12 protein-coding genes and 1 riboswitch are annotated in these 13,772 nt (G+C 31.5%); of the genes, 10 read left to right on the top strand and 2 right to left on the bottom strand.

All coding sequences use genetic code 11. The features are described 5' to 3' along the window. Positions 1-21: 21 nt before the first annotated feature. The 4 genes from pykF to HMPREF1984_RS09750 all read left to right on the top strand — a co-directional run bounded on the left by pykF (position 22) and on the right by HMPREF1984_RS09750 (position 5,281). Positions 22-1,443 carry a pyruvate kinase PykF gene (gene pykF, locus HMPREF1984_RS09765; RefSeq protein ID WP_156894278.1) on the top strand — a complete coding sequence of 474 codons (1,422 nt, stop codon included), beginning with the start codon at positions 22-24 and terminating at the stop codon, positions 1,441-1,443. Between the two features lie 104 nt (positions 1,444-1,547). Beyond that, complete coding sequence (gene recR, locus HMPREF1984_RS09760) at positions 1,548-2,138, top strand: recombination mediator RecR (RefSeq protein ID WP_021767828.1); 591 nt, start codon at positions 1,548-1,550, stop codon at positions 2,136-2,138. A 163-nt stretch (positions 2,139-2,301) separates the two neighbouring features. Then, a riboswitch (SAM riboswitch) is annotated at positions 2,302-2,406 on the top strand. Between the two features lie 95 nt (positions 2,407-2,501). Next, the gene (gene metK, locus HMPREF1984_RS09755; protein WP_021767827.1) at positions 2,502-3,650 is read left to right on the top strand and encodes a methionine adenosyltransferase; all 1,149 of its coding nucleotides are present in this window, start codon (positions 2,502-2,504) and stop codon (positions 3,648-3,650) included. 20 nt (positions 3,651-3,670) lie between these two features. Further along, on the top strand, positions 3,671-5,281 hold the full coding sequence (locus tag HMPREF1984_RS09750) for a peptide ABC transporter substrate-binding protein (RefSeq protein ID WP_021767826.1): 1,611 nt from the start codon (positions 3,671-3,673) through the stop codon (positions 5,279-5,281). 319 nt (positions 5,282-5,600) lie between these two features. Here HMPREF1984_RS09750 and HMPREF1984_RS09745 read toward each other — a convergent pair whose 3' ends face one another. Together HMPREF1984_RS09745 and HMPREF1984_RS09740 are read right to left on the bottom strand one after the other, a co-directional pair. Further along, the gene (locus HMPREF1984_RS09745) at positions 5,601-6,524 is read right to left on the bottom strand and encodes a pseudouridine-5'-phosphate glycosidase (RefSeq protein WP_021767825.1); all 924 of its coding nucleotides are present in this window, start codon (positions 6,522-6,524) and stop codon (positions 5,601-5,603) included. Between the two features lies 1 nt (position 6,525). Further along, positions 6,526-7,617, bottom strand: coding sequence for a PfkB family carbohydrate kinase (locus HMPREF1984_RS09740; RefSeq protein ID WP_021767824.1), 1,092 nt, complete (start codon positions 7,615-7,617; stop codon positions 6,526-6,528). Positions 7,618-7,942: 325 nt separating this feature from the next. On the opposite strand from HMPREF1984_RS09740, the gene polA reads away from it, so the two are divergent. The 6 genes from polA to HMPREF1984_RS11785 all read left to right on the top strand — a co-directional run. Then, positions 7,943-10,660 (top strand): DNA polymerase I, encoded by a 2,718-nt coding sequence (polA, locus tag HMPREF1984_RS09735; protein WP_021767823.1) that lies wholly within the window; start codon positions 7,943-7,945, stop codon positions 10,658-10,660. Between the two features lie 168 nt (positions 10,661-10,828). After that, positions 10,829-11,563: an AzlC family ABC transporter permease gene (locus HMPREF1984_RS09730; protein ID WP_021767822.1), complete on the top strand. Its 735-nt coding sequence runs from the start codon at positions 10,829-10,831 to the stop codon at positions 11,561-11,563. After that, positions 11,556-11,888, top strand: a complete 333-nt coding sequence (locus tag HMPREF1984_RS09725) for an AzlD domain-containing protein (protein ID WP_021767821.1) — start codon at positions 11,556-11,558, stop codon at positions 11,886-11,888. The genes HMPREF1984_RS09730 and HMPREF1984_RS09725 overlap by 8 nt, the downstream gene beginning before the upstream one ends. 29 nt (positions 11,889-11,917) lie before the next feature. Next, complete coding sequence (locus HMPREF1984_RS09720; RefSeq protein ID WP_021767820.1) at positions 11,918-13,090, top strand: hypothetical protein; 1,173 nt, start codon at positions 11,918-11,920, stop codon at positions 13,088-13,090. Between the two features lie 28 nt (positions 13,091-13,118). Next, positions 13,119-13,565 (top strand): ASCH domain-containing protein, encoded by a 447-nt coding sequence (locus tag HMPREF1984_RS09715; RefSeq protein ID WP_036100517.1) that lies wholly within the window; start codon positions 13,119-13,121, stop codon positions 13,563-13,565. Positions 13,566-13,624: 59 nt separating this feature from the next. Then, positions 13,625-13,772 (top strand): alpha-amylase family glycosyl hydrolase (locus tag HMPREF1984_RS11785; protein WP_021767818.1); only part of this gene is annotated, 148 nt, incomplete at its 3' end.

Raw genomic sequence — 13,772 nt, 5'->3', positions numbered from 1 at the left:
TAGGAGGAAAAAATGAAACATATGAAAATAAAAATGACAAAGGTTATCTGTACAATAGGACCAAAAAGTGAAAGTTCTGAAATGTTACAGAAATTAGTTCAAAACGGAATGAATATAATGAGATTGAATTTTTCTCATGGGGATTATGAAGAACATGGAGGAAGAATTGACAGACTTAGAGAAATAACAGATAATACAGGAAGATACATAGGAATATTACTTGATACAAAAGGACCTGAAATAAGAACAGGAAAATTAGAAGGTGGAAATGACATTCTACTGGAAGCTGGAAACAAAATAACAATTACAACTGATTATTCTCATGTAGGAAACAAGGATAAAATATCAGTTTCATACCCAGGAATTGTTAATGATTTGAAACCAGGAAATACTATTCTTTTAGATGATGGATTGATTGGACTTGAAGTACTTGAAATAAAAGATAATGAAATATTCTGTGAAATAAAAAATACAGGAGAATTAGGAGAAATTAAAGGAGTTAACCTTCCAGGAGTTTCTGTAGGATTACCTGCATTAGCTGAAAAGGATATAGCTGATTTGAAATTCGGTTGTGAAAAGGGAGTTGACTTTGTTGCGGCTTCATTTATAAGAAAAGCATCTGACGTTGCTGAAGTTAGAAGAGTTCTTGATGAAAATGGAGGATCAAGAATACAGATTATTTCTAAAATAGAAAATCAGGAAGGTGTAGATAACTTTGATGAAATTCTTGAATTAAGTGATGCAATAATGGTAGCAAGAGGAGATCTTGGGGTAGAAATACCAGCTGAAGAAGTTCCATTTATGCAAAAAATGATGATAAGAAAATGTAATAAAGCAGGAAAACCTGTTATTACTGCAACACAAATGCTTGATTCAATGATTAGAAATCCAAGACCTACAAGAGCAGAAGCAGGAGACGTTGCAAATGCTATTTTAGATGGTACTGATGCTGTAATGCTATCAGGAGAATCTGCAAAAGGTAAATATCCTGTAGAAGCTGTTAAAATGATGGCAGATATTTCAAAAAGAACTGATGAATTTAAAAGATACAAAGATATCGATATCGATGGATCAGGAAATATTACAGTAACAGAAGCAATTTCAAGAGGAGCAGTAAGTTCTTCTGAAGCACTTGATGCCAAACTAATTCTTTGCTGGACTAAAACAGGAAGAGCTGCAAGAATGATAAGAAAATACGGACCTACTGTACCTATAATAGCTCTTACTGACAGTGAACAGACAGCAAGACAATTGTCTTTAGTAAGAGGAGTCAGAGCATATGTTGAGAAAAACCTTGATGTAGCTGATGATTTCTTCAGAAAAGCTAAGGAAATAGCTTCAGTTCACGAAGAAGTTAAAAATGGAGATTTAGTAGTATTTGTTACAGGAATTTCTGAAACTGGAACAACAAATACATTCAAAATTGAAAGAATTGGAGAATAATAACTCTTAAATTAAATAAAAACAGATAAAGAAATAAATAAAGGGAGCTGGCGAGACTGTGAAGCTCCTCTTTATTTATAGAAAATACAATAAAAGGTGAAATAATGAAAAAATTGGATGAGCTTATAGAAGTTTTTGGGAAACTGCCTGGAATAGGTAAAAAAAGTGCCATGAGGATAGCTTTTGACATACTGGAGAAAAATGAAATTGAGATTGAAAATATGCTTTCAACTATAAAGGATGCATATACTAGCATAAAACACTGTTCAATCTGTGGAAATTTATGTGAGGGGGAAATATGTGAAATCTGTTCAAGTGAGAAAAGGGATAAAAGTGTCATATGTATAGTGGAAAGTGTAAAGGACGTAATAGCTTTTGAAAAATCTGAAACTTACAATGGTCTTTATCACGTGCTGGGCGGGAAAATAGATCCCCTTAATGGAGTGACAATAGAAGATCTGAATATATCTGAACTGATGAAAAGGCTTGATGAAAAAGATGTGGAGGAAGTAATACTGGCTTTAAATCCTGATATGGAGGGAGAAACAACAGCACTTTATCTTATAAAAATGATGAAAAATAAAGGGGTAAAGGTGTCTCAGATTGCAAGTGGAATTCCTATGGGTGGAAATATTGAGTTTACTGATATGGCCACATTGGGAAGATCATTGGAAGGAAGACGTGAAATAGAATAAATAATATAATATAATATAATATATTCAGAAATGCTAAAAATATAAGAATTATAGTATCTAAAAAAATTATATAAAAATTCAGGTTAAAAATTTTATAAGTGTATCAAATAAAAATTGACATATTTAGAAAAATAATTTATAATATACCAACAGTTAAATATGCAACTTATCCAGAGAGATACGAGGGACGGGCCCGTTATTAGTATCCGGCAACCTGTATGAAAATATAAGGTGCCAATTCCCGGCATAAAAAATGCGAAGATAAGAATTTGTAATTCTCTTCTTTGTGAAGAGTTTTTTTTATAAGTAATTACCTGATATAAAAAACTCTAAATTTGAAAATTAAATTTAAGGAGGAAAAAAATGTCAAAGAACATTTATTTTACATCAGAATTTGTATCACCAGGGCATCCTGACAAAATATGTGATCAAATTTCAGATGCAGTATTAGACGCGTGTCTTTCAGAAGACGTAAATGCCAGAGTGGCTTGTGAAACATTTGCAACAACAGGACTTGTAGTTGTAGGAGGGGAAATAACTACAACAACATATGTTGATGTACAGAAAATTGTAAGGGATAAAATCGATGAAATAGGGTATAAACCTGGAATGGGATTTGACTCTGACTGTGGAGTACTTAATACTATCCATTCACAGTCACCTGATATTTCAATGGGTGTAGACACTGGAGGAGCAGGAGACCAGGGAATCATGTTTGGTGGAGCAGTAAATGAGACAGAAGAACTTATGCCTTTAGCAATGGTACTTGCAAGAAAAATAATAGTAAGGCTTACAAGACTTACAAGAGACAAAACTTTAGCATGGGCAAGACCTGATGCAAAAGCACAAGTAACGCTTATTTATGATGAAAATGGAAAAATTAAAGGTGTTGATACAGTTGTTCTATCTGTGCAGCATGATGAAGAAGTAACAAAGGAAAAAATAGAAGGGGACTTGAAGGAACAGGTTATAAAGCCAGTACTGGAAAAATATGGACTTGATTATTCCAATGTAAGAAAATATCATATAAACCCTACTGGAAGATTTGTAATAGGTGGTCCTCATGGAGATTCAGGACTGACAGGAAGAAAAATAATAATTGATACTTATGGAGGATATTTCAGACATGGGGGAGGGGCATTCTCAGGAAAGGATCCTTCAAAGGTTGACAGATCTGCCGCCTATGCAGCAAGATGGATTGCAAAAAATATAGTTGCGGCAGGAATAGCTACAAAATGTGAAGTTCAGCTTTCATATGCAATAGGGGTTGTAGAACCTGTTTCAGTAAGAGTGGAAACTTTCGGAACTTCTACGATTGAAGAAGGCAGAATTGAAGAAATAGTGGAAAAAATATTTGATCTTACTCCAAGAGGAATAGAAAGGGAGCTTGAATTGAGAAAACCTAAGTTCAGATATCAGGATTTAGCTGCATTTGGACATATAGGAAGAACAGATATAGATTTACCTTGGGAAAGATTGAATAAGGTTGATGAAATAAAAAGTTATTTATAAAAAATATTAAAGGAGAAAATGTGAAAAGGAATACAGGTATACTATTTTTTATATTAGCGGTAGTGCTGTTGGTGACAGGATGCTTTTCTAAAAATAATGGAAATACGAAAAAAAGTAAAGAAAAAGATCCGATAGTATTTAATCTTGGAAGCGATTATAAAACTCTGGATCCTCATTTATTCAGTGAAATGATCGGTGCACAGGTGGATTCATCTATTTTTGAGGGACTTCTGAGACTGGATGAAAACGGAAACTATACAGGCGGAGTGGCTGAAAGCTTTAAAGAAGACGGAAATAAACTTACGTTTAAAATTAGGGAAAATGCCAAATGGAGTGACGGAAGTAAAATTACAGCAAATGATTTTCTGTTTGCTTTTAAAAGAGTCCTGAATCCTAAAACTGCTGCCCAGTTTGCAGAAATGCTTTTTCCAATAAAAAATGCAGAAGCTTATTATGAAGGAAAAGTCCAGGAAAATGAGCTTGGAGTAAGGGTGATTGATGAAGGAACTTTAGAGATTACTCTTGAATATCCTGTATCATATTTTAAATATATACTGACATTACCAGTTACAGTTCCGCTGAAAGAGGAATTTTATAATATTCATAAAGATAAATATGCAATAAAACAAGACAGTTTTCTTTTTAACGGTCCGTATAAAATAGTTTCCCTCAAGGAAAATGAAATATTGCTTGAAAAAAATGAATATTACTGGAATAGTAAAAATATAAAAATACCTGAGATAAAATATGTTATTTCGAAAGATTTCAAAGTGGTGGACGACCTGATAAAAAATAGGGAAATAGATATGTCGAGGGTTGAAAACTATCATCTGGAAAAATACAAAAAAGAAGGGACGGTAGATACTTTTCTTAATGGAAGAGTATGGTATCTGGATTTTAATTTAAACAACAAATATCTGCAGAATAAAAAGTTAAGAAAAGCAATTTTACTTGTAATAGACAGGAAAAAATATGTGAAGGAAATAAAGAAGGACGGTTCAGTAGTTGCAAAATCCTTAATAAGCAGTATAATTTCAGGACATTCTAAAAAATATAGGGAAAAATACCCTGATACTGATAATTTTAAGGATAATGACATTGAAGAAGCAAAAAAACTTTATTCTGAAGCATTGAAGGAATTAGGAATTTCAACATTAAAATTGAACCTGTTATCTGGAAATTCAGACCCTGAAAAACTTGAAATTCAATTTCTGCAGGAAGAATTAAAAACTAAATTGGGACTGGAAACAAATGTTACTGTCGTTCCTTTTAAAGAAAGACTGAATAGAACAAGGACAGGAGATTATGATATAGTTTTAAATACGTGGTCACCAAAATTTGATGATGCCCTTTCTTATCTTGAAAGATGGAAAAAGAATGACGGAAAAAATGAAAGTATATGGTCAAAAAAACAGTATAACCTTCTTGTTGAAGAAATTTCAAAAATGCCTTCAGGAGATGAAAGGGATAAAAAGACAAATGAAGCAGAAATGATACTTGTAAATGAAGCTGTTATTGTACCTCTGTACTTTTCAGTTGAAAATCACTATATAAATCCTAGTATAAAAGGAATTGTAAGAAGAAGCATTACTGGAATAGCAGACTTTAACTACGGATATATAGAAAAGTAGTTTTTAAATTATAAAAAGAGTTATCACCAAAAACTATAAAAAATAATGTGAGTCTATCTCAAAAAATTGAAAAAATGTAAAAATTATATTTATGAATTATTTAGAATTTCACAATACAAAACAGGAAATAAATTTAGGAAAAGTCATCCGTCCGAGCCTTTAGGCGAGTTTTTGACTTTTCCTTAATGAATGACAGTTTTGTATAAGTGAAATTTTAGTAAATGAATAAATATAGTTTTCGTATTTTTAAATTTTGAGATAGACTCATATGTTATATTTATATTTTTGAGATAACTCTTTTTTTATTTATTTCTAATAACTATTTTTCCAAGTTTGCAAGTTCTTTTGCTATTTTAGTTGCAAGTCTAGTATTGTTAAATACTAATTCTATATTTGCCTTCAAGCTTGAACCTTCTGTAAGTTTTTGAATTTTATCAAGAAGGAATGGAGTAGTATCTTTACCTTTTACTCCTAATTTTTCAGCTTCTGCAACAGCATCTTTTATAACTTTATTTATAAGTTCGCTATCCATTGAGTATTCTTCTGGAATAGGATTAGCAATAACAGCTCCTCCTTTTAATCCCAAGTCCCATTTTGTATGAAGTAATGCTGCAAGTTCTTCTGGAGTATCAATTTCATAATCTAAGTTAAATCCACTTTTTCTAGTATAGAATGCAGGTAATTCCTTAGTTTGATATCCTAATACGGGAACTCCATGAGTTTCAAGATATTCAAGAGTAAGTCCTAAATCAAGGATTGATTTTGCTCCGGCACAGATAACAGCAACGTTAGTATTTGCTAATTCTTCCAAATCTGCAGAAACGTCCATTGTAGTTTCAGCTCCTCTGTGAACTCCACCTATTCCACCAGTTGCAAATATTTTAACTCCTGCCATATTTGCTATTATCATTGTAGATGCCACAGTAGTTGCACCATTTAATTTGTTTGCCACTATGTATGGGATATCTCTTCTGCTGACTTTTGCAACTTTTTCCCCTTCTTTTCCTAATAATTCAATTTCTTCCGGAGATAATCCAACTTTTAATTTTCCTTCTATTATTCCTATTGTTGCAGGAATTCCTCCATTTTCCCTAACTATGCTTTCTACTTTTAATGCAGTTTCAGCATTTTGAGGGTAAGGCATTCCGTGTGAAATAATTGTGGATTCCAACGCTACAACAGGTATATTATTTTCCAGTGCGTGTTTTACTTCCGGGTTAATTTCAAGATATTTTTCTAACATATTATATTTCCATCTCCTTTATTATATTTTCTACGTTTTTAATATTCATCTGATCACTTACTGTCTTATCACTTAAAGAAGTAAGGATTCCAGCTCCTAATCCAATCTTTGTAGCTTCCCTTATGCTGTAATCGTGATATTCTCCATATGCAATTCCGGCAACAAATGCATCTCCGGCACCTGTTGAGCTTGCAGGATTTATACGAGGAATTTTAATAGTTTCAGCTTCATTTTCAGTCATGTAGAAGACACCATCTGAACCTAATGAAATAAATACTTTTTTAACTCCTTTATTTAAGAAGTAGTCACCGGCTCTTTTCATGTCATCTTTTGAAAATATTGAGATACCTGAAAGTATTTCTGCTTCTATTCTGTTAGGTTTTATAGTATGGAATCTTCCAATAAAATCTTTTACCTTTATTGCTTTTTTAGTAGAAACAGTATCAAGTATTAAAGGCGGTTTTCTTCTCAGGAATGCCAGATATCTTAGAGTTTCTTCCTCCAGATTTGTGTCAAGCACGATAATTTTAGAATTAACTATTCTTTTTCTAATTGAATCCAGATATTTAGGTGTAATATTTTTACAAATATCCATAGAAGAAATAGCCATTTCCATTTCTTTATCATCATTTAAAATAGACAGATACATTGAAGTAGACTGGTTCTTAAGGAATAATATATCACTGATATCAAGGTTCTGGTTTTTCAGATATTCTCTAATACCGTTTCCATAAAAATCATCTCCAAGGGCAGTTATTAGTTTTGAACTTATCCCTAGTCTAGAGATATTTTCTGCAACATTTTTTCCTACCCCTCCGAATGAAATACCTATCATTCCAGGATTTGAGTCGTAACGGATAACGTTTGTATAAGATTTTCCTTGAATATCGACATTTGTTCCACCAATTGTCAAAATATAAGGGTCTTCATTAATGATGTATTTCTTTCCAAGAATAACACCTTTTTTCATAAGATTGCTGATATGAACTGCAATAGAAGTTCTTGCACAGTTTAATTTGGCAGCAATTTCCTCTTGAGTTATAAGAGGATTTTCTTTAATAAGATTAACAATCTGCTTTTCTCGTTCTGTCATTTTCTTTTCTTCTCCTTTTCCTCTTTAAATTTTAATTTTATTTTAATTAACTATATAAAAACTAATTTAATTCATTTAATATAGTTTATAATTTTTAAAAAATTGATATAACATTAAATTATAAGTAATTTAACAATATATTTTAAATATACAAAATCAAAAATTTATATCTCAAAACAATTCTACCTTAAAAAGTCGAAATAGTCAAGTAAAAAAACCGGTGTTTTTTAAAAAAATAAATAAAATTTATATATTCAGTCTATAATTAAATATGTTATAATAGTCAAAAAGGATTATTATTATTGAGAGAAATGAAAGGATATATATGAAAAAAGCAGTTATTCTGGATACAAGTGCTATTATGTACAGAAGTCATTTTGCCCTGATGGGAATGAGAAACTCAAAAGGCTTGGCAACAGGGGCGACTTATGGATTTGTAAATACTCTGGAAGGAGTATTGAAGGAATTTTCTCCTGATTATCTTGTCGCCTGTCTTGATGTAAAAAGAAGCGAGTTAAAAAGATCTGCAGAACTGGAAACATATAAAGCTCACAGGGAAAGTATGCCTGATGACCTTGTGGCACAGCAGGAATACATAATGTCAGTACTTGACGGATATAGAATACCAAAATATAAAATAGATGGCTATGAAGCTGATGACGTCATGTCAACTCTTGCCACAAAATTTTCTGAAGATATGGATGAAGAAATAGAAGTTTATGTTGTAACAGGAGATAAGGATCTGGCACAGCTTGTCAATGGAAAAATAAATATTGCCCTGCTTGGAAAAGGGGATAAAAAGAATTCATTGTTTAAATATATCAGAACAAATGAAGATGTTATTGAATATCTTGGAGTTACCCCTGATAAAATTCCAGATTTATTTGGTCTGATGGGGGATTCTTCAGACGGAATTCCTGGAGTTTCGGGAATAGGACCTAAAACAGGAGTTGAACTGATAAATAAATATGGAAATCTTGAAGGACTTTACGAACATATTGACGAAATAAAGGGGAAAAGAAAGGAAAAACTTATTGAGGATAAGGAAAATGCCTTTTTAAGCAGAAAGCTTGCAACTGTATACAGGGATATAGAAATAGAATATGATAAGAATAAATTAAAGCTTGAAAATAAGGATTTGAATAAGTTACTTGAAATATATAAAACAATGGAATTTAAAAAGTTTGCCACAACGATTGAGAGTGAGATTAAAAAATCTGCTGTTAGTTCACAAAATGTAGAAGTAAATGATACTGGAGAAAATTCATTGTTTGGAGGAGTGGCTAATCATCCGCATAGAGACAATGAAAAAACAGATTCAGAAGAAACTTTGAAGGAAAATCTTACTGAAATCAAGGGAGAAATTACAGAATGGAGTGAGGTTACGGAAATTCTATCTGAAATGGATGAGGAAATAGCATTGTTTGGAAATGAATTTGGTCTTGCAGTGTGTGACAGCAGTAAAAATATCGTTTTATTAAATGATGAAAAAGCAGATGTTACAGAAGTATACAAAATATTAAGTTCAAAAAGAATAACAGCTTATAATGTAAAAGAATATATGAAAACAGGTATCAGCTGTGAAAAGTATTTTGATGTGATGCTGGCATGGTATGTACTTGGAACTGAAAGTTCACAGGATCTTGAAAATATAATTTTTTCTGAATTGGGAGTAAATCTTGAAAAATTTGAGGATCAGTTTAAGAAAAGAAAAATAAGTGAAGTTTCCAATGATGAAAAAGCAGAATTTTTATGGAAAAGAGCCTTTTATATAAAAGGACTGGAAGTAATTCTGGAAGATAGGCTGAGAACGGAAGATTTACATGATATTTTTGAAAATCTGGAAAATAAGCTTGTACCTGTTCTGGCAAGCATGGAAAATTTTGGAATAAAAATTGATATAAATTATTTTGAAAATTATAAAAAGGAATTACAGGAAAATATTGAAAAGCTTGAAAAGGATATTTATTCCCTTTCAGGAGAAACATTTAATATAGGTTCACCAAAACAGCTGGGAGAAATACTGTTTGAAAAAATGGGAATAGAACCTGTCAAAAAAACTAAGACAGGATATTCTACAGATGTGGAAGTTCTGGAGGTTCTGGCATTAAGAGGAATAGAAATAGCCGAAAAACTTCTGGAATACAGAGGATTTACAAAACTTCTTTCAACTTATGTGGAACCATTCCCTAAACTTGCTGATGAAAATGACAGAATTCATACAACATTTAATCAGAACGGAACATCAACAGGAAGACTGTCTTCTGCAAATCCTAACATTCAGAATATTCCTGTAAGAACAGATGAAGGAATAAAAATAAGAAAAGGATTTATTTCGCAGGATGGCTGGAGTTTGATTTCATTTGACTATTCTCAAATTGAGCTGAGAGTTCTGGCTGAACTGTCAAAGGATGACAATCTACTTCTTGCATATAAAAAGGATAAGGATTTACATGACCTTACAGCAAGAAAAATATTTTTCAAGACAGATGAAGAACCTGTAACAAGGGAAGAAAGAAGTATAGCGAAGGTAATAAACTTCAGTATTTTATATGGAAAAACACCTTTTGGCCTTTCAAAGGAGCTCAAAATTCCTGTAGCTGATGCTTCCCAATATATAAAAACATACTTTGAACAATATCCGAAAGTAAAGAAATTCCTTGAAAATATTCTGGAAAATGCAAGAAAGAATGGCTTTGTAGAAACACTTTACGGAACGAGAAGATATATTAACAATATAAATTCAAGCAATAAAAATTTACAGGCACAGGCAAATAGAATGGCAGTAAATACAGTTGTTCAGGGTACAGCTGCAAATATTATAAAAAAGGTTATGATAAAGCTGTATGATGAATTTAAAAATAATGATGATATAAAAATGCTTCTTCAGGTTCACGATGAACTTATTTTTGAAGTAAAAGATGAAGTTTCTGAAAAATATATGGAAAAAATTAAGGAAATAATGGAAGGAACAATAAAGTTTGAAGATATAAAACTGAGTGCAAATGGAAGTTTGGCGAAGAATTGGGGGTTATTGAAATAAACCTTATGAGGGCTCATTGCCGCCCTCATGCTCCTGCTACCCCGCGGTCTTCGCGACTAAAGCCGACTACGACAATGCAGGGGGACATTAAAAATTTTAAATGTTGAGATAAAAAATAAGAAAATAAAAGTTATAAGTTAATTTAGATAAGGAGTTATAGAATAAGAAATGGCACATAATGGAAAACTGGAAAATTATTTAAAGGGGTTAAGGGATGGAATGGGGATAGGTATTGCCTATACTCCTTTTGGGATAACGATAGGGCTTATTTCAAAAAACTTTGGAATGAAGCTGTTCACAGCCATAGTCATGTCGTTTGGGTTGTATGCAGGAAGTGCACAGACAGCTTTTTTGAAAATGGTGTATGAGCTGAAGTCAACACCAGTCGAAATAATAGTTTCGATTTTTGTAATAAATTTAAGGTACACATTGCTGAATATAATAATGTTCAGGCAGATTTCGGATAAAACAACTTTATTTGAAAAAATATTGATGGGAATAGGACTTACTGATGAAGCTGTTGCATATCTTACAATAAGAAAGGCTACAAATGCGTGGTATGTAATAGGGGTTAATACAATGCCTTATATTCTTTTTGGTGTAGGAACAATTGCAGGATCGCTTTTTGGTAATCTGATTCCGGAAGTTTTTGCGGCAAGTCTGAATTTCATGTTATACGCTACATTTTTAAGTCTTCTTGTAAGTTCATTAACAAGTAATTTCAAATATGCAGAAGTAGTTATTACTGCAATAGGATTAAAGCTGCTTTTCATGTTTGCACCTGTACTTAAGGATATTAGCAAGGGGTGGACTTTAATAATAATTATGATTACAGCAAGTTCGCTGTATGCATTGAGACATTACAAGGAAGAAAGTGAAAAGGAGACAGTAGAAAATGAGTGAAATTTTATTAATTCAATTACTTATAATAACGGCATTAATAACTTTGTCGTTTAAATTGTTGCCGTTGTTTGTAAAATTACCTGAAAATAATCCGTTTGTAAATAAATTTTTTGAGGCATTACCATATACAGTTTTAGTCCTTCTTATTTTTCCTGATATATTTACTTCAACAGGAACGGGAGTATTTGGGCTCATTAAAGTTTTTGCAGGAATAGGTGTAATTGTATATTTTTCATTGAAAAAAATGGGGCTTGGAGGAGTAATACTTGTATCGATGGTTACAATTCTTGCCTTTGACATTGTAAAGCTGATATTTAAAATGTAAAATAGTTTTTAGTGTATGAAAGGAGAAAAATGGAAAATAATGATAATAATGTGATACATAAGGAAACAGTAAAATTTTCAATTTTATATTTACTTTTTCAGTTTGTATTTCCATTTTTTTTATCAGCAATTCTTTTAATTGTACTTATTCCTTTGAATGATAATGTTATAAATTCTTATTACTCATGGATAAAAGTTGAAGAAGAATTTGCATTTTTAACAGTGGCGTATTTTTTTGGAATAATCATTTTTACAATAATGAATTTTGTATTTGGCTATAAAATAAAATGTATACTGAAAAATGTAAACGAAAAAAGAATAATTTTTATTTCTGTAATTTTAAGCAGTTTAGTTATTTTATGCAATTACTATTCAAAAGAACTGTTATTATTTATATGGAAACTTCTCCTGTTTGACAATATTATTTTAATATCGTCTTTTATAATTTTTCAGCTAATAATATTTATTGCAGGAATTTTAATGTGGAAAAAGAATATAAAAATAAAAAAATCCTATATTGGAATGTTAGTTGGTGTAATGGTTGTATTTTTCATCATTTTATCATTCTTTATAAGAGAACATAATATAGAAACAATTAACAGCACAAAGAAGGGACTTCTTCATGCATATGACAATAAAAAAACATTGGATGAATTTTGTGGCAATAATAAATATAAGCTTCTTCTTGTTACACGGAGAGAAATTCTACATATAAAGCTTACTAAGGATAAAAAAGAAAATGTATGGAGAGGAAGTTACAGACTGGAATTTTATGGAAACGGCACTGATACGAAAGATGAAACGGCAAACATTATTTATAAAAATGGAATATTCTATAACGAAAAGACAAAGAAAGAAATAGAAAAACTGAAGGGATTTAAACTTTATTTTCAGGTAGTGGAACTGAATAATAAAAGTTTTAAAGTCAGCAATGTAAATGGAACTTATTCCAGGGTGGTAATAGGAGAAGATGGTCAGAGTGAAAAGTCATTAGGCTATATAAACAAATATCTGCCTGACCACATGGGAGAAAATGCAAATGAAGGATTTAGAGTGGAAAATGACGGAATTGAACTTGAATATTCAGAAAAAGAACCATATCTGACTTCTATAAGAATTGTTGACAGTGTAAAATATACTATTTCTGAAATTTGTACAAGTTCAGATGAATATTGGGACTATGATGACTATTCTGTCAAATAGTTGTTTTAATGAAGAGGGAGGTGGAAATATGGATATAAATCAGATAATTGAAACATATCTGAATTCTTTAAGTAAAGAGGAGAGGGAAAATACTCATATTGAAAGGTATTCTTTTGGAAATACTCCGGAAATGGAAGATGAACTTGCACAGCTTGTAGCGAAAGGTGAGAAAAAGGCAACAACTTCATTGCTTGCTTTATACGATCCTGATAATGAAAGAATTCCTGAAAAAGGTGATTTAAATATAATACTGGATAGCAAAGGAAATGAAGTATGCGTCACAAGAAATACAAGAGTTTATTCAGTTCCATTTAAAGAAGTATCTGAAAAACATGCCTTTATGGAAGGAGAGGGAGATAAGTCCCTTGATTACTGGAGAAAAGTACATATAAAGTTTTTTGAGGAAGAATCAGAAGGAAACTTTAACGAAGATATGGAAGTTTTATGTGAAGAATTTGAGCTTGTTAAGATATAATTTAAAAAAAAAATTTTAAATAAAAAGATAACTATATAAAACTGGAAGGTGGAAGATGTATGAAAAAAAAATTTGAACAGAAGTGGTGGCATAAATCAGTAGTTTATCAAATTTATCCAAAAAGTTTTAATGACACAACTGGAAGTGGAGAAGGGGATATAAGGGGAATTATTGAAAAACTTGATTATCTGAAGGAACTTGGAGTGG

This window comes from Leptotrichia sp. oral taxon 215 str. W9775 (assembly GCF_000469505.1).
Taxonomy (GTDB): Bacteria; Fusobacteriota; Fusobacteriia; order Fusobacteriales; family Leptotrichiaceae; genus Leptotrichia_A.
This window is presented reverse-complemented; position numbering and strand designations above follow the sequence as displayed.